We start from the raw sequence: 19739 nt of genomic DNA, 5'->3' as shown, positions 1-19739 counted from the left end.
AAAAATGAGAAAGACGCCCCTTTCCCGAAAGCACACTTATACTTTAATACGGCAAACAAAAAAAGGAGAGAACACCCGGTTCTCTTCTCCTAGTACTCATTGAAATAGGTTTGAATCCGCTTAGGGTCATGCGTTTTTGTCAGCGCGAGCATCAGCAGAATCCGCGCTTTTTGAGGGTTGAGAGAGTTTGAAGCTGTCAAATGGTCTTTTTCATACTCTCGATTAGGTGTTACCGTTCCGTTTCCCGTCCTTGTGGAGCGGACGACCGCCAGCCCGCTTTTGACCGACTTTACGGCGCCTTTATGCGCCGCATCAGACATTGAGCCGTTTCCCGGGCCTGCAAAAATAATGCCTTGCGCCCCTGATTTTACGGCAGCTTCAAAGAGATAGCTTCCGTCATTTTGATAGCCGTATATAATATCGACTTGCGGCAGTTTATCAAGTTTGTCTATCTTGAAATCTGTATCCTTCGTATGCTTTCGGGTCATGATGTTATTAAAATAGATGTCATCAGCAATTGTTCCGATATAACCCATTTCTTCCGATTTGAATGTGTCGGCCGCGGTTGTATTGGTTTTTGTCACATAGCGCGCCGAAGCGATTCTGTCATTTAATACGACAAGCGTCCCCTTACCTTTCGCATCAGGCGCAGCCGCTGTTTTTACAGCGTTATATAAGTTGGACGGCCCGTCTGCTCCGATCGCCGTGGACGGCCTCATTGACCCGGCGACAACAACGGGCTTGTCACTTTTGACCGTCAGATTGAGAAAGTAGGCGGTTTCCTCAAGTGTGTCTGTTCCATGTGTAATGACAATGCCGTCTGTATCATCAGACTTGAGCAGCTTGTTTACCCGTTTTGCAAGTTTCAGCAGTGTCTCGTTATTCATATTCTGGCTGCCGATATTCACAACCTGTTCTCCGCTCACATGCGCGACCTCTTTTATCTCCGGAACGGCCTGAATCAGGGCATCAACTCCGATTGCCCCCGCCGTGTACTCCGTAGCTGACGTCTTTGAAGGAGCAGCGCCTGCAATTGTGCCGCCGGTGGCAAGAATTTTAACATTCGGAAGTCCGTCTTTTTTCGCTGAGGCTGCGGCTGCCATCCGGGGCGGTGTTTCTTTCGCTTGAGGAGATTGGGAGCAGCCGGCCGCGATGAAGAGCAGAGCCGTGATAAATGTAATGAAGGGCATGAATTGTTTTTTCATTCTTTTCTCTCCTTTTCTTTATTTATGAAGATTTTCCTCTCACCGGTCAACGCGCTTGTCAGGCAACCTCCCGAAGAAAATAACCGTTAAAAAACCTTGACACCGTCATGTGAAATCAAGATAATAGACCAGTCACTATATTTTAAATTTGTCAAAAATCAGTAAGGTGGGAACATTATGAGCTATGGAGATTCTCGTGAAAAAATCCTCGCCGCGGCAACCAGGCTGTTTCAGCTTCAGGGGTATTACGGCACGGGGCTGAATCAGATTATTAAAGAAAGCGGTGCGCCGAAAGGTTCTCTTTACTATCATTTTCCGGACGGCAAAGAGCAGCTCGCCATTGAGGCTGTCAATGAAATGAGCCATTATATCCGTATGAAAATAAAAGAAAGCCTTGATGCCCATCCTGATCCTGCGGAAAGCATTCAAGCGTTTTTACAGGACTTATCAAGCCAATTCACATGTCCGGAAAACTTTGAAGGGTTTCCTGTCGGTTTACTGGCTGCCGAGACTGCTTTAAAGAGCGAAAAGCTCCAGCAGGCCTGTCAAAGCGCTTATCAGGAATGGGAGAATCTGTTCGCGGGCAAATTGAGATCAGCCGGTTTTTCTGATGAGAAAGCGGCGGAAATCAGCACTGTTTTAAATGCCATGATAGAAGGCGGCATCATTGTGTCCTTAGCCAAAAAAGACAAAATGCCGATCCTCCATATTTCTAAACAAATCCCGAACCTGCTGAAGACATAAAATACGAGAGACATGTACGTATAGAAAAGAGAGGAGAATGATTTTGGAAAACGCTCAGCCTTCCAAACAATATAAAGTCATGCCGATCATGATTTCTTTACTGACGGCAGGATTTATCGGCATGTTCAGTGAAACGGCGCTGAATATTGCCCTGACCGACCTGATGAAGGAGTTGCATATCACTCCTGCGACTGTCCAGTGGCTGACGACGGGCTATCTGCTCGTTCTCGGTATTCTTGTGCCGGTATCGGGTCTGCTTTTGCAATGGTTTACGACGAGACAGCTGTTTATCGTTTCACTCGCTTTTTCCATTATCGGCACGCTGATTGCAGCGCTTGCACCGAGCTTTCCGTTTCTTTTGGCGGCAAGAATCGTGCAGGCTTTAGGAACCGGGCTGCTGCTGCCGCTGATGTTTAATACGATCCTCGTCATCTTCCCGCCGCATAAGCGCGGAGCGGCGATGGGGACGATCGGGCTTGTCATCATGTTCGCTCCTGCGATCGGTCCGACATTTTCAGGGCTTGTGTTAGAGCATTTGAACTGGCATTGGATTTTCTGGATTTCCCTGCCGTTTCTTGTGTTGGCTCTTTTATTCGGCATCGCCTACATGCAGAACGTGTCTGACATTACAAAACCGAAAATTGACGTGCTTTCCATTATTCTGTCTACGATCGGGTTTGGCGGCATCGTATTCGGATTCAGCAATGCGGGCGAAGGATCAGACGGCTGGTCAAGCCCGACGGTTATCGGTTCGCTCACTGTCGGTGCGATCGCGCTCATCTTATTTTCCATCAGGCAGCTGACAATGAAGCAGCCGATGATGAATCTGCGCGCTTTCCGCTATCCGATGTTTGTTCTCGGTGTCGTGATTGTATTTATCTGTATGATGGTTATCTTATCAACAATGCTCCTATTGCCTATGTATTTACAAAGCGGACTGATGCTGACGGCGTTTACGTCCGGGCTCATCCTGCTGCCGGGCGGTATTTTAAACGGCTTTATGTCTCCGGTGACGGGGCGCCTGTTTGATAAATACGGACCGAAGTGGCTTGTCATTCCCGGGTTTGTCATCACGGCCGCCGTACTTTGGTTTTTCTCAAACATTACCGGCACTTCAACGGCCATTCTCATCGTCGTGCTCCACACATGCCTGATGATCGGCATTTCCATGATCATGATGCCGGCGCAAACGAACGGCTTAAACCAGCTGCCGCCGGAATTTTATCCGGACGGAACGGCCATTATGAATACGCTTCAGCAGATGGCCGGCGCAATCGGCACTGCGGTGGCGGTCAGCATCATGGCAGCCGGGCAGAAGAATTATATGAGCACCGTGAAAAACCCGAATGATCCTCCCGCATACTCTCACGCGCTGATTGCGGGCGTCCAGCACGCCTTTATCTTCGCGATGATTGTCGCCGTTATCGGCTTGATCAGCGCTTTCTTTATGAAACGGGTCAAAGTGAATCACTCATAAGAAAACAGCAGGCTCCCCGTGGGTCTGCTGTTTTTTTATATACCGCGCGCTTCAGCCAGTTCATCAATCGCATAGATCAGATCATCGGCCGTGTTATAGAAATGAGGCGCCAGCCGGATGATTTGTCCGCTGGGTGCGCATACGATGTTTTTCCGCCTCAACAGCGCAGCCGTTTCCGCCGCTTTTTCATCCCGTATGGAAATCATGCCGGGTCTGTCATCGGCAGACGGCGGCCCTGTGAGGTGCAACCCTTTTTCAAAAGCGTATTCATACGCAAATGCGCTGAGTTTTTTTACTTCCCGGTGAATGCGGTCTGTGCCGGCATCGTTTACTAGAGATAAAGCCGCCTGTGCCGCATATATGCTGATAAATGCCGGGGTTCCGGTCTCAAAGCGTTTGGCTCCGTCCGCATAAGAAAAACGGGTTAAATCCAGCATCGACGCCCGCTGCTGCCCGAACCACCCGGTGACTTTCGGCTTCAGCCGTTCGGCAAGTTCCTTTCTGACATAAAGAAACGCCGTTCCCGGTATGCCGAGCATATACTTTCTCGCACCCGCGGCCAGCATATCAACTCCCCATTCTTTTACATCAATCGGGATGTGCCCCGCCGATTGATAAGCATCGACAAAAAGAAGCGATCCCTTCTTTGCGGATATCTCGGCAATGCGCTTCATATCCTGGACAAAACCGGACGTATATGACACATGGGGCACACAGGTGAAAAGCGTCTGTTCCGATATGTACGTCTCATACCGCTCTAACGGGATCATTCCATCTTCAGACGGCACGACTGAAAGCTCCATCTCAGTCTGTGCCTTCAAAATGTGGGCGATCGCCGGAAAATCCAATTCCGTATACACCGCCTGTTTCTTTCGGCAATCAGGTAAAGCGGAAACGACGGCAGAGACAGCAGCCGTTACTGAAGGTAAAACGGCAATTTCTTCAGGATGGGCGCCGATCAATTTCGCAAATTCACACCTTGCCTGCTCCGTTCGTCCAATGGCTTCTTCCCAGTTTCCGCCATGCTGAAGCAGGCTTTCCTGATAGTCATTGATCGCTTTTGAAACCGGCAGGGCAAGAGCGCTTTGAGAGCAGCTGGCGAGCATCGTATGTGTGCGGAGCGCCGGAAATAAAGATCGGTATTGCACCAGAGGCGAATTCAAGACGTGTTTCCCCCTTCGGCAGGAATATATGTCCATTATAGAGTATGGTAAAAAGAAAAGGAGGGTTTTATATGGAGAAAAAAGTATTGCTGACAGGCTTTGACCCCTTCGGCGGGGAAACGGTCAATCCTTCATGGGAAGCGGTCAAACGGCTGAATGGTGCCGCTGAGGGCCCCGCCTCTATCGTATCTGAACAAGTGCCGACCGTTTTTTATAAGTCTCTTGCCGTGCTGCGCGAGGCGATCAAAAAGCATCAGCCTGACATTATCATCTGTGTCGGACAGGCAGGCGGCAGAATGCAGATCACGCCGGAACGGGTCGCGATCAATCTCAATGAGGCGCGCATACCGGATAACGAAGGAAACCAGCCTGTCGGGGAAAACATTTCTCAAGACGGTCCCGCGGCCTATTGGACCGGTCTTCCGATCAAGCGGATCGTTGAGGAAATCAAAAAGAAAGACATTCCCGCGGCTGTATCCTACACGGCGGGGACGTTTGTATGCAATCACCTCTTTTACGGGCTGATGGATGAAATCAGCCGCCATCATCCGCACATCCGCGGCGGGTTTATACACATCCCGTACATTCCGGAGCAAACCTTGCAAAAGTCTGCGCCGAGCCTCAGCCTGGATCTCGTGACAAAAGCGCTCAAAATCGCCGCGGTGACCGCCGCGGCGCATGAGGACGATATTGAGACCGGCGGAGGCGAACTTCACTAAGCTGCAGACGGCGCCTCGGCCCATTTCTTCCGGTAAACGATGCGGGACAGCGTCACACTGATTTCATAGAGGACGAGCAGCGGAATCATGACGAGAAAGTCAGACATAAAATCCGGAGGCGTAATCAGCACCGAGACGACGATCAGCACAAAATACGAAAGCTTCCGCGCCTTTGCCAGCCGGGTTGGATTCACGATTCCGAGCCGTGTCAGAAACATGACGGCCAGAGGCATTTCAAACAAAAATCCGAACGGCAATGTAAGATTCAGCATAAAGGTAAAATACTTGTCCGCCGTAAATACCATGTCAAAATGGCCGGCGGATAATTGTGTTAAAAAGCCGAGCACAATCGGAAACAGCACAAAATACCCGAAGGAAATTCCGATAATAAACAAAACCGAAAGCCCCGGAATGTAAAGCAAAGCGGCGCGGCGTTCAAACGGGGTCAAAGCCGGCGCCGTAAAACGCCAGAGCTGAAAAGCGGCAACCGGAATCGTTGCCGTAAGGGCGCATATTCCCGCAATCATCATATATACCCATAAAATCTCGCTCGGCCCTAAAACGGCCAGCCTGCCATCCAAATCCTTGATCAGCCAGTCATAAATATCCTGCACAAACCAGCAGGCGCCGATAAAAAACACGAGAAAGGCGATAACGGTTTTAATGAGACGCTGCCGGACTTCCTCTAAATGCCCGATCAAGTGGGTTTCTTTTTTATCCAATCGTACATCCTCCTTATAGAGAAAGAGGCAGAAGCGGATTCGTCTGCCCCCATGTCAGGATTCAGCCTGCCGTTTTGTCTTTCTCAGCCGTCTGCTTGTCCGGCTCTTCATTTGAGACCAGTGTTTTTGCGGCGCTTTTAAATTCAAGCAGCGTGCGGCCGGCGGCACGGCCGATTTCCGGAAGCTTTGAAGGTCCGAAAATGATGAGAGCGATGACGAAAATCAGGATCAACCCGGGAATGCCGATATTTGAAAACATGAGTGTGCCTCCTTATTGTGAGATTTTGGCCCGTTTCTTTCTCATTTGCTTTTCATGCGCATTGTTATGGGCGAAGAAACGATCCTCTTCCACCTCGTTTGACTGCTTTAAACCGCCTGCAACCGCCGCTTGAGAAACCTTCCGAATCCCCGTCTGGTCTTTCTGATAAATGAATGAAGCCCGCGTGGATACCTCAGCCCCCGGCTCCGTCACGTACGGCACCACTCTGTAATCCGCTCTCCATTGGGCAGGGGTCACCGTACAGCGGACATAGCCGCGGTAATCGTTGAAAAACTTAATATGCGGGTTTTGTTTTAAGATCTGATCCGTATCGGCCCGTTTATCCGCCCCGTTTCCTCCAGATGTAATGGAGGTCCCGACGAATTCGGCTCCGAAAATCTTTGAATTCGTTTGATTAAAATCGGTATGCAGGTTTGACGCCCAGCTTGCGTGAACATCACCCGTCAGCACGATGACATTGTTCAGGTTTTTGCTTTTTATAAAATTGATGACCCGCTCCCGCTGTGCCGGGTAGCCGTCCCATGAATCCATACTGAATATCGGATTGGCGGTTGTTCCGAAATTCCATTGCGCGAAAAAGATTTGCTGCGCCAGCACATTCCACTTTGCTTTTGATGCGGCTAAATTTTCGAACAGCCATTGCTCCTGCTCTGTCCCCATCAATGTGCGTTTCGGGTCTCTCCACTCATCAGAAGGGGGCTTATTCCCGTCGCCGTTGGCCTGATCATCTCTGTACTGTCTTGTATCAAGCACATTGAACGATGCCAAATTGCCATAAGAAAATTGCCTGTACAGCCGCATATCAGGACCGTTCGGCAATGACATGCGCCTGAGCGGCATGTGTTCATAATAAGCCTGGTAAGCTGCGGCCCTCCTGAGCACAAACGCTTCAACGGATTGGCCTTTTTCAGGGATAATATTGGCATAATTGTTTTCCACCTCATGATCGTCCCACGTCACGACCCACGGAAATGCGGCGTGGGCGGCTTTCAGATTGGCATCAGAGCGGTATTGAGCATGACGGTTGCGGTAATCTGACAGTGTATACACTTCAGCGCTGCTGTGCGTCCTGACATTTCCCGTTTTTGACACATATTCGTTCGGTCCGTATTCATAAATGTAATCTCCGAGATGGAACACGAGATCAAGCTTTTCCCTCGCCATATGTTTATACGCCGTATAATAGCCGTGTTCATACTGCTGGCATGAGGCAAATGCAAACGTCATGGCGGATACGTCAGCGCCGGGAGCGGGCAGCGTTTTCGTCCGGCCGACGGGACTGAGCTCATGCCCGCTTTTAAACCGGTAATAGTACACTTTATTGGGCTTGAGCCCGTCCGCCTCGACATGGACGGAGTGTCCGAGATTCGGCTTGGCCATTTCCGTTCCGCGTTTGACGATGTGACGGAAATGTTCATCAGCGGCGATTTCCCATTTTACCGGCACGGCCTGCTTCGGCATGCCGCCCCCATTCAGCGGGTCAGGGGCAAGACGCGTCCAGAGAATGACGCTGTCAGACAGCGGGTCGCCGGAGGCTACGCCGAGGGTGAACGGATAGTTTGAAAATTTCGGAGCTGCATTCACTTCAAACGCGCCGATGGATTGCGCGATCGCTAACCCGAGGGAAAGACCGGCGATTTTCCCGGCGCCCTGTATAAATGCGCGGCGGTCAAACGTATTGTTCTGAAAGCTTTTGTTCTCCAATTCCTTGATCCATTCATCTAAACGGCCGTCATGTGTCATGTCAGTTCCCCTTTCGTCTCATTGATCGCCCTTATTATAAAAAAGAAATGTTAAACCGCTATGAAGAAGTGTGAAGGGTTTGTAAGGCTGAAAAATGGACGGCGGGAGACATTTTTCACATTGTTTCGACAAACCTTGCCCCGCCGGGAGAAAACCCCCTCTGTTTCTTTTTGGCTTGTCATCCGTCAAGCACACTTTTTTCCTATTTTTCTTCACAAAAAATTAAAAAAACACCGTTCATTCTAAGAACGGTGCGCCCGGGATTAAAATGTATTGTACACGTTTTCGCACGTTTCACCTGTCGGCTGATAGAAGCAGTGGGATTTGAATCTGGCGACAAACGGCTGATCATACCAAGTCGGCGGGCAGTTTCCCGGCGGCTTAAAATACCACAGGCTGAACTTAGCCGGCCAAAACCGCTCTCCGTTAATCGTCCGGCGGGCAAGCCTCCGCTCTGATTCGCGCGGTCTCTGGTAAAAATATCCGTGAGTCACCGCTTCAAACGCGTGCGGCTGAAACACCATCTGCCTGATGGTGCGCAGACCTTTAAAATCAGAACAATTCGCCCGCACCCGATTGATTCCCACATTGCCGACCAAAAGCATTCCCTGCTTCCCTTCGCCTTCCGCTTCCGCCCTGAGCAGCCTTGCCATTAGATCCAGATCGGCGCTCGACGCTTTTACGACTGCCATCATGACACCTCCCGTATTTTCTCCCTTCATCATATTCAGCCGCGGCCCAGTGATGACAGACAAAAGCCAGAAAACAAATGTTCACGAAAAAGAGGTTTATATTTCACGTTATGAGGAAACATACTAACATGATTTCCATAAGGAGGAATTCGCATGGAACACATTAAAGCGCTTGCCATCAAAGGCATTATGACCATCATTATTCTGTATCTGATACTCGGCTTAGGTTTTCGCTTTACATTCGGCGACGTGCTGCTGATGACCATTGTGCTGGGAGCCGTTTCTTACTTTACGGGCGACCTGTACGTGCTGCCGAGATGGAATAACATCACGGCGGCGTCCGCTGATTTCGGAATCGCGTTTCTTGTTGTCTGGCTGATGGGAATGCCGCTGTCCATGGGCATTTCCGGAGGAAGACTGGCGTTTGCCGCTCTTATTTCCGCCGTCATCATCGCCGTCGGAGAATATTTTTTCCATATCTATCTGATGAGAAAAGACTTGGGCGGGTCCCGTTTTTTAGAACCCCGGTCCGAATAACGTAAAAAAGGCCGGATAAAAGCCCCTTTAAAGGGGGCTTTTTATTTGTAAAGTATAAACGCTTTATACATCTTGATATAACTGATAAACCCTTTTCAGCCTTTCTTCGAGCTGTTCAAAATGAACAAAGCGGGCTTCTCTCAGAAACTCAGTCCCATCAATGAACAAAAGAAGCACGGGAACAGTGAAGACTGAAAATCTGCCGGCCACCTCTTCTACCTCGTCAGCATTGATATGCCCCAATTTGATATTCGGAAACTGATCCAATACTTTTCTGAGCTGCGGCAGAACAGCGTGACATACTGTACAGGCGGGTCTTGAAATGTAGATAAAACTGAATTGATGCTGTTTAATAAAATTCTCGATAGAATCTAATGAATGTAATTCTGCCATCTCTTTCATCAAAACCCTCCTCCAAATCGGCTCGTCTTTTATGACCAAGCTCATCAATACTCGTACATTCACTATACACATTTATATTGAACATATCCGCTTTTTTGCTATTCAGAGCACCTGAACGTTGTGCTTGAAAAATAAAAGAACAGTTACCGCTTTTCAGTAACTGTTCTTAGATACTTATATTAAAAATGCAAAGCGTACGCCCCTGAACCGATGAGTGCAACTCCGATGGAGACTGCAATCAGCACCAAGTTATATTCAAAACCGCCGGCACCGTTGGCAAATCCTTTCGCTCCATGGACTTTTACGATCGCACCTAACATAATAATCGTTATAATAGCAGCTCCGAGCGGGAGGAAAACACCTAAAATAAATAGAATTCCGCTTGCGAGTTCCCCGAGACCTGATAAAGCGGCCGCGGCATTGCCTGGTTTAACTCCAATTGACTCGAACCATTGTCCGGTTCCTTTAATTCCGTATCCGCCAAACCAGCCGAATAATTTTTGTGATCCATAAAACAGAAACACCACACCAATCATGATTCGAATAAGTAATAGTCCTGCATCTTCCATTTTTATCTCTCCTTATTTTTCATATTATATGATGTCTGCAAGGCAGCTGTTTACCAACAGTCGCTTCCAGCAAACATCTGTTAAATGTATGTCTTGTTATTTTTCTTCATGCTTCACGTTCATCTATCAATCAATCTAATTCTCTCACTTCAAACGGCAGCAGCCCTTGTTCAATTTGTGCCCGGTGCGGTTCATACTGCTCAGGGAGCATCAGTTTTCCGCCCATTGTTTCTTGTGGCTCATCATGGGCAAAGCCAGGCGGATCAGTTGCGATCTCAAATAAGATTTCCCCATGTTCTCTGAAGTAAACCGCATTAAAATAGTTTCTATCCTGAACAGGAGTCACACCATATCCGTGCGCAGCAATGAACCTTTGCCAATCTAATTGATCTTCGTCATCCTGAGCCCGCCAAGCGATGTGATGGACCGTGCCGACACCCATTTGCCCGCGGCCGATAGGCGTTAATTTAAGATCAATCACATTTCCGATATCACCGGCAGAACGATAACGAACGAAGTCGCCTTCTTTACCGACTCGCTCAAGTCCCATGATGTTTTCCAGCAGTTTCCCTGTTTTTTCAGGCTGTGCTGATAACAGGGTCGCACCGCCAAAGCCTTTAATGGCAACATCCGGGGTTACATCTCCGAACGTCCATGTATTGGCTTCTCCTTCTTCTCTTTCCACGATTTCCAAGTGCAGACCGTGCGGGTCATCAAATTCTATATATTGTTCTCCAAAACGCTCGATTTTTGTGTATGGAATGTTGAACTTTTCAAGTCTCTTTTCCCAAAACGCCACGGCACCCTTCGGCACGGCGTAAGATGTCACGCCAACCTGTCCGTCTCCAATGATGCCTTGGCGGGCGCCCGCCCATGGAAAGAATGTGATGATTGTTCCCGGCTTCCCGCCTTCATCCCCAAAATAAAGGTGATACGTACCCGGATCATCAAAATTGACCGTTTGCTTAACCAATCGCAGCCCCAGCACTCCAGCGTAGAAATCAGCATTCTCTTGAGGGTGACCGACAATTGCTGTAATATGATGGATGCCCATCGTTTTTTTCGCCATTTTTATTTGCTCCTTTACAAATAGTTAAATATACTCCACAAACTCATTCACAGGCTTTCGGTAGCCGCGCGGCCTTCTGCTTTCTATTTTTTCTTTCCCGATTGTAATCATCATGACGACCTCAAATTGATCATCTATCTTCAAAATCTGTTTCACGGCTTCAGCATCAAACCCTATCATCGGACAGGTGTCCCAGCCTTTTTCCTTAGCACTCAGCATAAACATCATCGCAGAAAGTGAAGCATTTCTTATCGCCTCATCTCTCTTAAATGGTTCTCCCCTGTTTTCATAAAACGAAACGGTGTCTTGAACCATGTGATCATACTCTTGTTTATTTAATACCCCCAGCATCTTCAATCCTTCATAGATGTCAGCCGCTTGCTGATATGCCTGCTTATCCCCTAAAACCAAAAGAACAGCTGATGAGCTAAACACTTTATATTGTCCGTTTGCGGCCTGCTTCAGCTTTTCTTTTACATCCGGGTCAAGAACCGTCACATATTTTGTGTGCTGCAAATTAAAAGCTGATGGAGCCAACGCAACTAATTCAAACATTTCGTTGAGTTCATCTCTTGTGATTGGATGTTCTGGAAGAAAGTTGCTTGCAGATCTTCTTTCATTCACTAGCTGTACAAATTCAGCCATTTCCCTCATACCCCCTTTATCTCGAATTCGAGATATTATAGTATAAAAAACCAAATAACATATGATCAAAAAACGAAACGTTCTCTTCACTGATCTTTTCGTGATTCAAACGATCAGAAGGTTCTTATCCTGCACTCTAATTAAATTATCTTGAATTAAAAAATCTTGAATTCGAGATAATAATAAAAGATAAATACTCAAATGTCAACAGTTCTTTTTTTAATTCAGCCCCATTTTGTCTGTGTACTGTTTAGCCCTGCTCCAACTTTTTTTCTGTCACCTTATTTATTAGTAAACAGGAAAAAACCTTGCTATAGACCCACTCGAAACTGAATTGGTACGATAAGCAAAGTGATTACACAAGAAAGGATACGGAGAGCGAATCAAAAGCGCCTCTATTTTTTTGTGCAGTTTTATAGGAGGAAAAAATGACAAGTGAAAGAGAACAAATAAGCAAAAAAGTTGCTTTGATTGCATTGATAGCCAATCTGATCTTAATGGCAGGAAAGATCTTTTTTGGACTGATAGGCGATAGTGAAGCAGTTTTTGCCGACGGTATACATTCTGCAGCGGATGTCGTGGCTTCAATTGCTGTCCTGGCCGTCATCGGCATTTCTAATAAGCCGCCCGATCAAGACCATCCTTTCGGGCATGGCAAAGCTGAGGTCATCAGCGAAGCGATTGTAGGAATCATATTAGTGCTCGTTTCCGTGTATATTCTGATAGAAGCGATTTCGTCCTTTGTTGAAGGTCCAAGCATCCCGCAATACAGCGCATTGTTTGCGGCTCTGATATCCTACGCGGCTAAGCAGATCTTATATCGTTATTCGATCAAACAAGGGGAAAAATGGAACAGTAAAGCGATTATAGCGATTGCATACGATCATAAAGGCGATATCGTTGCCTCTCTTGCCGCTTTTATCGGCGTCCTATTGGCGATTATCGGGAACACACGCGGATGGTCCTATCTGTTGTACGCCGATGCAATTGCCAGTGTCATCGTGGCGTACCTTATTTTTAAGATTTCAATGGAATTAATCAAGCCGTCTGTTGACGTTCTCATGGAAAAAAGTGTTGATCCCGAACTGATAGAGGAATATAAAGCCGTTATTTTGCATTGCCCTCAAGTCAAACGGCTCGATAAAATCCGAGCAAGAGAACACGGCCACTATAAATTGCTTGATGTCCGGTTATCTTTGGATCATGATTTGACGATTAAGCAGGGACACGATATTGCCCGCGAAATCCGAAATGAAATCCAAAGACACTTTTCAGATGTTGAAGAAGTGCTCATCCACGTGAATCCTTATTTTGAAGAATGAAAAAGCAGCTTGTAGAGAAAACGATGTTTTTTCTGCAAGCTTTTTTGTTTTGTGCTGTTTCTTTACATATTCATTTGATTTCAGGTGCAGAAAAAGCACTCCCACATGCCTAGCTTTGCTTGGCTGGGTATGTGGCAATCTTCAACATCATTTTGAATAAGATCAGCGGATCAAGTGAGGGGCGGTCTTTATTTTCGCTGCAGTAAGGTTTGACCTTTTCAACGATGAAAGAGAAGTCTATGTATTTATCAATTTTTCGAAGAAGGTGATCCTCTTCGACGAGTTGGTCAAACAGAACGAATTCGGCTCTGTTTCGAGAAAAATTTCTTGTGCGGAACATGAGAAAGCCATTTTTTCTGTCTTTCTTTTATTTTATGACAGGGGAATGGATATCTTAAGGGAAAAATAAAGGCTGTCGAGATTTTCTCGACAGCCTGAAGGCCGGATAACGGCCTTTTTCGTTTGATTTCACTGATCAATATGCTTTCTGATAAAATGCAGCAGCGTGTTTCCTTGAGCGGTCAATATGACGCCCTTCGCGCCGCACTTCGGACAGGGCGTCCCTTCCTTCTCCTCGCCGGTTCCTTCACAATGCGGACACGTGAGCTCAAGATCGTCGGTTGCGATCACCATGAATATCCCTCCTTTTTTGATTGTTTGTCCGTCTCCAGTCACTTTCCATGGCCATCACCTCCTTAACAATACAAAAAAACCCCGTCCATCAAAGGACGAGGTTTTCGCGGTGCCACCTTTATTAACGGCTGAAGAGCCATTCGCTCAAAAAGTACAGAAACACGCGGTTTCAATACTCCTTTCTTGATAACGGGGAAAGAATCCCGGCACCGCCTACTGTCATTTTAGCGCAGCAATTCAGAAGCCCATTCGGCACCGGACGGGGATCGGTTCACAGCGGCCACCGACTCTCTGAACCCCGCGCGCTGATGCGTACTTACTCTTCCTCAGCATTGTTCATCCGTTCTTTTATTTTAAAATGTATCATACGCTGTCATCCGGCGGAAGTCAATAACCTTTCGGATCGGACAGGCCGAGCATGTCCCGCGCCATTTGCATATGCTCCTCTTGCCCCGTCTGAAGCGCGAACTTCGCCGTTTCCGCAGGGTAAGCGGCCTGCCATTCTGTCACATGCTCCTGCATTTTCGGCCAGACGCGCCCGCCTTCAGCTTCGCAGCTCTTCATCAGCCGTTTTGTTTCTTTTTCTCCTAATATCACTTGATAAAGGACAAAATCCTTGGCCGGATCGGCAACCTTTGCCTCCGTCCAATCGAGGAGACCCGTCACACGCTGATTTTCGCCGATCAAAATATGCGGAGGATGCAAGTCGCCATGGATCAGCGCGGAAAAATCACAGTCATTTATCCACGTTTGCCATCTTTTCCAAAGCCAGCTTACCGGCTGCCTCCGCTGACAAATTTTGATCCTTCGCGTAAATCTTTCGCCTCCAAAAAAAAGACGTGAATGAATTTTTTCATATTCACTTTAACCGGAGAAAGCGGCACGGTTTCCTTAGCCTGCATTTCTTTCATTCTCTTGCTGACAGCGGGGAAATCAAAGAATTTCGAGGCGTAATATTCAAATTTGGGGTTTGAAAAATCAGTTGTGCCCAATGAAGCGAAATGGTTTAACGAATGAATGACGGCCCTTCTGATCCGCTGTTCCGAGGCTTTGATTTCTCTGTTAACCTCGGCTTGTGCCGCCGCAGGCCCCAGCTTCCGGATGGCGACGTTTGTAAACATCTGCTTTAAAGACGGGATGTTTCTTTCCGCCTGTTCATCCTCAAATAAATAGTGAAGGACGGCCATGAGGTCATGCGCCCCGCTTTCTCCCACGATGCCTAATTCCGATAAAAGAAATTTTCCTGTTTCTTTGATTGATTTCTCGTACATCCCCCCAGGCCCGCTTTTTTTCGGCTCATTCCGCTGAATAAGACGGCTTAACGAGTGTTGGATGTCGCCGATCGAGGTTTCCAGTTCAATCCGCTCTTTTACTTTTCGCAAAACGGTGACGATCTCGATTTTGTTGATCGGTTTGTGGATAAAGTATTCGATGCCGAGAGAATAAGCTTCTCCCACCATTTCCTTAGCCTCCACCTGCGATATCATCACTGCTTTTCCGTTGTACGACCCCTGAAGATGCCGGATCGTCTCAATCCCGTCCCGCCCCGGCATCAGCAGATCAATTAATAAAATATCGACTTGTTTAAAATGGAGATAATGCCCTTCAATCTGGCTTCCGTCCTCTGCCTCACCGACGACTTCACCTAAGTCCTCGTCCTCGATCATCTGTTTTAAAATGGAACGGATCGCCCGGTCATCATCAGCTATAAAAAAACGCATATTATGAGTTCATCCTTTCTGCAATCAAATGCTTCACCGGCAGCTTAATCGTAAATATGACGCCTTTTGGCTTGTTGTGAAAGGAAATGTCTCCGTCAAGTTCAGTTACGATTTCCTTCACGTAAGTAAGCCCGATGCCCGTTGAAGGTGTGCCGAATTCATCGTATTTGGATGTAAACCCGGGATCATAAACGACCTCTCCGATTTTTTCCGGAATGCCGGGACCGTCATCTTCCGCCTGAAATTCAGCCTTTTCTCCTTCCGCCCTGCGCAGCGCGAGGCGGATCTCACCCCTGTCACCCATGGCTTCGACGGCATTGGCGGTCAGGTTATTTAAGATCGACAGGACGGTAAAGACGTGATAATCGGGATGTTCTCCTTCAATCACGCTCCGGAATTGAATGTCCTTGCCTAAAGATTCGGCGTATTTTTCATTGATTCGGATGACGATACCGACCAGAGCGGCGGCATTCATGTAATCCCGGAATCTCTCATTGGAAATCAGCTTCGACAGGCCGGCGAATATTCGCTGATTGTCTTTTTTCACTTCATGAATTTCTCCCGCGAGGCGCAGCATTCGGCTCCCGAGCTCCCGGTCGTTCCCGCTCATTTCCCGATATAGCTGATAGGATTCTTTCGTCACATGCTCCGTCGTTTTCAACGTTTTTTTCAAATGAATCGTTTCTTCATATAAGTTGGACACAATCATCAGCATGTGCTCATGCTGCTTTCTCGTTTGTTTTTCCCTGACCTGAGATTCGTGCAGCTTCATCACGTTGAAAAAACTCAGCACAATAAATGTGTGAGAAACAGCGATAACCGCAATATCCGCCAGCTTGTCCGGCATCATAATCTGCCGGCCGCCGGAAAACTGAACCGTCATTTCAACGGCATCGGACGCAATTTCAATGAGAAAACCGAGAAAACCGATCATAAGCGGCCGATCCCAAAAAAGCCTGACCTTCAGCACATAAAACAAGCAGGCATATGTAAAGTAAAAAAAGAAACTGGGATATTGGCTGAAAAAAGCCTCCGTAAAGCCGGCATGCTCTCCTCCCCAGCACGCCAGGCCGATCCGGAATGCCACAACGGCTGCACCTGTCAACAGCCCTGACAATACTGCCGGCACATGCCGAAGCAGCAGCAGAAAAAAGAAAAAAGCCGGGGCGCCGAAGCTGATCCGATATACCTCATTCAGAGGGTAAAATTTCAGTTCCCCCGCCAGCGGCACGGTGATCAGCATAAGGGCGAAAAGATAGCCGTCTTTTTTCAGTAAATAGTCGAGCCTGATCATAATCACTTCCTTCTTCTGTCTATTTTGAACAAGACCGATACAGTCCGCAAATTTCTTTAGACCCGAATGGCGGGACACTCCGGCTGATTTATAAATCTATCGGCTTATTTTAAGAATGATTTTGTCGTATTTTGTATGATTCTGTAGATGTCATTATACATTAACATGGAACACGCTATTTTTGAAAACGTTTTCCAAGACCGGTTTCCGCTTCGGACAGGCTTGCAATAGAGGAGGAATGTTATGAAAGATATGGTCAGAGAGCGCCTTGAAAAAGAGGAACTGGCTTCACTTTTACAAGATTGGGTCGAGCATTACCGACCGTTTTCCGTCAATGGAAAAAGCGCAAATTATATACCCGCCCTCGGAGAAATCAACGACTCTCAGCTGGGCATTTGCATATTAGAGCCGGATGGCTCAATGATTCATGCCGGTGAATGGAATGTCCCGTTCACATTGCAGAGCATCTCAAAAGTCATCAGCTTTATTGCCGCCTGCATGAACAGAGGCATTTCTTACGTGCTGGATCGTGTGGACGTGGAACCGACGGGTGATGCGTTTAATTCTATCATCCGGCTTGAAATCCATAAACCCGGGAAGCCCTTCAACCCGATGATCAATGCCGGCGCCATTACCGTCGCCTCGCTGCTTCCGGGTGAAACGGCGCATGATAAATTAGAATATCTCTTTTCCGTTTTTGAAAAATTAATAGGAAAACGCCCACACATTCACGAGGAGGTCTTCCGTTCTGAATGGCAGACCGCGCATCGGAACCGAGCGCTCGCCTACTATTTAAAAGAAACGAACTTTCTCGAGGCGGATGTGGAAGAAACGCTTGAAGTGTATTTAAAGCAGTGCGCCATGGAGGGTACAACCGAGGACATCGCTTTAATCGGATTGATACTTGCGCATGACGGCTACCATCCGATCCGACGGGAACAGGTCATTCCGAAAGATGTCGCAAAACTCGCCAAAGCCCTGATGCTGACGTGCGGAATGTACAATGCGTCAGGCAAATATGCGGCTTTCGTCGGCGTCCCGGCCAAAAGCGGGGTATCCGGCGGCATTATGGCATTGGTTCCCCCAAGCGCCAGAAGAGAACAGCCTTTTCATAACGGCTGCGGCATCGGCATTTACGGTCCGGCCATTGATGAATACGGCAACAGCCTGACCGGCGGCATGCTGCTGAAACATATCGCACAGGAGTGGGAGCTCAGTATTTTTTAATCAAACGAACCAAGAGGTGATTGGATGCAGGAATTCCTTGAAAATGTAATCGGCTCGGCAAATGATTTTTTATGGTCAAAACTGTTAATCGTACTGCTTCTTTCTCTGGGACTGTTTTTTACGTTCAGATCAAAGGGTCTGCAAGTCCGCATGCTGAAGGAAATGATCCGGGTTTTGAAGGAAGGCGCGGCCGCCCGGACAAAAAACAGCATTTCCCCGTTTCAGGCATTTTGCATCAGTATGGCGGCGCGTGTCGGAACCGGGAATATTACCGGAATCGCCATTGCGATCTCACTCGGCGGTCCGGGCGCTATTTTCTGGATGTGGATTATCGCAGTCATCGGTTCGGCTTCAAGCTTTGTTGAAAGCACGCTGGCCCAAATTTATAAAGTAAAAGATCAAAACGGATTCCGCGGGGGCCCGGCCTATTACATGGAAAAGGGCCTGAAGAAACGCTGGATGGGCGCGCTGTTCGCCGTATTAATCACACTGTCATTCGGGGTTGTTTTTAATTCCGTTCAATCCAATACGATCAGCGTCGCCTTTCAAAACGCATTCGGCACCAGCCGGCTTACATTGGGCATTATTTTAATCTTGGTTTTCGGCGGCGTAATCTTCGGCGGCGTCAAACGAATTGCGAAAATGGCGGAATACATCGTAGTCGTTTTGGCCGTTTTATATATCGGTGTCGCTTTCTTTGTCATTCTGACGAACATCACCCAATTGCCCGGCGTTCTGTCGCTAATCGTAAAAAATGCGTTCGGCATTGATCAGGCCGCGGGCGGCGCTTTAGGTGCGGCCTTGATGCAAGGTGTAAGACGCGGGATTTTCTCAAATGAAGCGGGTATGGGAAGCGCTCCAAACGCGGCGGCGACAGCTACGACGAGCCACCCGGTGAAACAGGGGCTCATTCAGGCATTCGGCGTCCTGACGGATACGCTCGTCATTTGTACAAGCACGGCGCTTATCATTTTATTTTCAGACGCTTATCACCAGCCGGGACTGAGTGGCATCGCGCTTTCTCAGGCCGCCTTGAGCGATCATGTCGGCGCGTGGGCGTCAGGTTTCCTTGCCGTCTTAATGCTTTTGTTCGGCTTCAGCGCTCTGATGGGCAACTATTATTACGGAGAAACCAATATCGGATTTTTAAGCCAGAACAAAAAATGGCTGTTCATTTACCGTATCTGTGTGCTCGGAATGGTACTGTTCGGCTGTATTTCCAAAGTCCAGCTTGTGTGGGATATGGCTGACTTGTTCATGGGCTTAATGGTGGTCGTGAACTTAATCGCGATTTTCCTTCTGTCGAAAAAAGCGTTTGCCGCTTTGAGCGATTATGTCCGGCAAAAGAAAACCGGAAAGGACCCCGTCTTTTACAGAGATGTGCTCCCTGATGATGACGGGATCGAATGCTGGGAGTATTCAGACATCGCGAAAAGCGCGAAAGGCAAACACATTTCCTAAACAAAAGGTGTTCGGGCAGCGTCCTGAACACCTTTTTTCTGCCGGTTCATTGACAAAGAGAATAGCGTCCATTACCCTTTTTATATATTTTCAGTAAAGTCAGAAAGGAAGGCC

At 47.8% G+C, this 19739-nt stretch carries 20 protein-coding genes, 2 pseudogenes and 1 other annotated feature; of the genes and pseudogenes, 7 read left to right on the top strand and 15 right to left on the bottom strand.

Annotated features, from left to right (window positions below; all coding sequences use genetic code 11):
- Positions 1 to 89: 89 nt before the first annotated feature.
- Positions 90 to 1205, bottom strand: coding sequence for a type II asparaginase (locus tag JNUCC22_RS01460; protein ID WP_020955272.1), 1116 nt, complete (start codon positions 1203 to 1205; stop codon positions 90 to 92).
- A gap of 177 nt (positions 1206 to 1382) precedes the next feature.
- Here JNUCC22_RS01460 and JNUCC22_RS01455 point away from each other — a divergent pair, with 177 nt between their 5' ends.
- Positions 1383 to 1949 (top strand): transcriptional regulator LmrA, encoded by a 567-nt coding sequence (locus JNUCC22_RS01455; RefSeq protein WP_007409030.1) that lies wholly within the window; start codon positions 1383 to 1385, stop codon positions 1947 to 1949.
- A 37-nt stretch (positions 1950 to 1986) separates the two neighbouring features.
- A complete protein-coding gene (lmr(B), locus tag JNUCC22_RS01450; RefSeq protein WP_072588763.1) occupies positions 1987 to 3426 on the top strand; it encodes a lincomycin efflux MFS transporter Lmr(B) in 1440 nt (479 codons plus the stop codon).
- Positions 3427 to 3461: 35 nt separating this feature from the next.
- Here the strand turns inward: lmr(B) and JNUCC22_RS01445 are convergent, their stop codons facing one another.
- Positions 3462 to 4589 carry an aminotransferase class V-fold PLP-dependent enzyme gene (locus tag JNUCC22_RS01445; protein WP_047935164.1) on the bottom strand — a complete coding sequence of 376 codons (1128 nt, stop codon included), beginning with the start codon at positions 4587 to 4589 and terminating at the stop codon, positions 3462 to 3464.
- A 71-nt stretch (positions 4590 to 4660) separates the two neighbouring features.
- Between JNUCC22_RS01445 and pcp the strand changes: the two genes are divergently transcribed.
- Positions 4661 to 5308 (top strand): pyroglutamyl-peptidase I, encoded by a 648-nt coding sequence (gene pcp, locus JNUCC22_RS01440; RefSeq protein ID WP_072588762.1) that lies wholly within the window; start codon positions 4661 to 4663, stop codon positions 5306 to 5308.
- On the opposite strand, the gene tatC is transcribed toward pcp, so the two are convergent.
- The 4 genes from tatC to JNUCC22_RS01420 form a co-directional block, all read right to left on the bottom strand.
- Positions 5305 to 6030, bottom strand: a complete 726-nt coding sequence (tatC, locus tag JNUCC22_RS01435) for a twin-arginine translocase subunit TatC (protein WP_007409026.1) — start codon at positions 6028 to 6030, stop codon at positions 5305 to 5307. The genes pcp and tatC overlap by 4 nt on opposite strands.
- 61 nt (positions 6031 to 6091) lie before the next feature.
- Positions 6092 to 6289, bottom strand: a complete 198-nt coding sequence (locus tag JNUCC22_RS01430) for a twin-arginine translocase TatA/TatE family subunit (RefSeq protein ID WP_003156681.1) — start codon at positions 6287 to 6289, stop codon at positions 6092 to 6094.
- 12 nt (positions 6290 to 6301) lie between these two features.
- Positions 6302 to 8053, bottom strand: a complete 1752-nt coding sequence (locus tag JNUCC22_RS01425; protein WP_150940973.1) for an alkaline phosphatase D family protein — start codon at positions 8051 to 8053, stop codon at positions 6302 to 6304.
- 263 nt (positions 8054 to 8316) lie between these two features.
- A complete protein-coding gene (locus JNUCC22_RS01420) occupies positions 8317 to 8745 on the bottom strand; it encodes a cell wall hydrolase (RefSeq protein ID WP_011996267.1) in 429 nt (142 codons plus the stop codon).
- A gap of 153 nt (positions 8746 to 8898) precedes the next feature.
- Here JNUCC22_RS01420 and JNUCC22_RS01415 point away from each other — a divergent pair, with 153 nt between their 5' ends.
- Positions 8899 to 9282 carry a DUF2512 family protein gene (locus tag JNUCC22_RS01415; protein ID WP_003156684.1) on the top strand — a complete coding sequence of 128 codons (384 nt, stop codon included), beginning with the start codon at positions 8899 to 8901 and terminating at the stop codon, positions 9280 to 9282.
- 63 nt (positions 9283 to 9345) lie between these two features.
- Here the strand turns inward: JNUCC22_RS01415 and JNUCC22_RS01410 are convergent, their stop codons facing one another.
- From JNUCC22_RS01410 to JNUCC22_RS01395, 4 genes are all read right to left on the bottom strand, one after another.
- Positions 9346 to 9684: a thioredoxin family protein gene (locus JNUCC22_RS01410; RefSeq protein ID WP_007409022.1), complete on the bottom strand. Its 339-nt coding sequence runs from the start codon at positions 9682 to 9684 to the stop codon at positions 9346 to 9348.
- Between the two features lie 179 nt (positions 9685 to 9863).
- Positions 9864 to 10253, bottom strand: coding sequence for a DoxX family protein (locus JNUCC22_RS01405; RefSeq protein WP_007609195.1), 390 nt, complete (start codon positions 10251 to 10253; stop codon positions 9864 to 9866).
- Positions 10254 to 10383: 130 nt separating this feature from the next.
- Positions 10384 to 11322 (bottom strand): ring-cleaving dioxygenase, encoded by a 939-nt coding sequence (locus JNUCC22_RS01400; protein ID WP_072588758.1) that lies wholly within the window; start codon positions 11320 to 11322, stop codon positions 10384 to 10386.
- Between the two features lie 24 nt (positions 11323 to 11346).
- Positions 11347 to 11967, bottom strand: a complete 621-nt coding sequence (locus JNUCC22_RS01395; protein WP_007409019.1) for a nitroreductase family protein — start codon at positions 11965 to 11967, stop codon at positions 11347 to 11349.
- Between the two features lie 428 nt (positions 11968 to 12395).
- Between JNUCC22_RS01395 and JNUCC22_RS01390 the strand changes: the two genes are divergently transcribed.
- Complete coding sequence (locus tag JNUCC22_RS01390; protein WP_011996263.1) at positions 12396 to 13289, top strand: cation diffusion facilitator family transporter; 894 nt, start codon at positions 12396 to 12398, stop codon at positions 13287 to 13289.
- A gap of 145 nt (positions 13290 to 13434) precedes the next feature.
- Here JNUCC22_RS01390 and JNUCC22_RS19430 read toward each other — a convergent pair.
- The 5 genes and pseudogenes from JNUCC22_RS19430 to JNUCC22_RS01370 all read right to left on the bottom strand — a co-directional run.
- Positions 13435 to 13629: pseudogene (locus JNUCC22_RS19430) on the bottom strand (IS5/IS1182 family transposase); the annotation flags it as partial.
- Between the two features lie 128 nt (positions 13630 to 13757).
- Entirely contained in the window at positions 13758 to 13922 is a 165-nt protein-coding gene (locus JNUCC22_RS01385; protein WP_007409016.1) for a tryptophan RNA-binding attenuator protein inhibitory protein, read from the bottom strand.
- Between the two features lie 88 nt (positions 13923 to 14010).
- Positions 14011 to 14261 (bottom strand) — a binding site (T-box leader).
- Between the two features lie 48 nt (positions 14262 to 14309).
- Positions 14310 to 14690 (bottom strand): annotated as a pseudogene (locus JNUCC22_RS01380) (phosphotransferase); the annotation flags it as partial.
- A 5-nt stretch (positions 14691 to 14695) separates the two neighbouring features.
- On the bottom strand, positions 14696 to 15643 hold the full coding sequence (locus tag JNUCC22_RS01375) for a glutamine utilization two-component system response regulator GlnL (RefSeq protein WP_072588757.1): 948 nt from the start codon (positions 15641 to 15643) through the stop codon (positions 14696 to 14698).
- A gap of 1 nt (position 15644) precedes the next feature.
- On the bottom strand, positions 15645 to 16937 hold the full coding sequence (locus JNUCC22_RS01370; protein ID WP_029326097.1) for a two-component system sensor histidine kinase GlnK: 1293 nt from the start codon (positions 16935 to 16937) through the stop codon (positions 15645 to 15647).
- A 243-nt stretch (positions 16938 to 17180) separates the two neighbouring features.
- Between JNUCC22_RS01370 and JNUCC22_RS01365 the strand changes: the two genes are divergently transcribed.
- The gene (locus JNUCC22_RS01365; protein WP_007409011.1) at positions 17181 to 18164 is read left to right on the top strand and encodes a glutaminase; all 984 of its coding nucleotides are present in this window, start codon (positions 17181 to 17183) and stop codon (positions 18162 to 18164) included.
- A gap of 24 nt (positions 18165 to 18188) precedes the next feature.
- Positions 18189 to 19625 (top strand): alanine/glycine:cation symporter family protein, encoded by a 1437-nt coding sequence (locus JNUCC22_RS01360; protein ID WP_072588756.1) that lies wholly within the window; start codon positions 18189 to 18191, stop codon positions 19623 to 19625.
- The last annotated feature ends 114 nt before the right edge of the window (positions 19626 to 19739 follow it).

Source organism: Bacillus sp. JNUCC-22, from assembly GCF_018861275.1.
GTDB lineage: Bacteria > Bacillota > Bacilli > Bacillales > Bacillaceae > Bacillus > Bacillus velezensis.
Note: the sequence above shows the minus strand (reverse complement) of the source record. Positions and strands in the feature narration are given on the sequence as shown.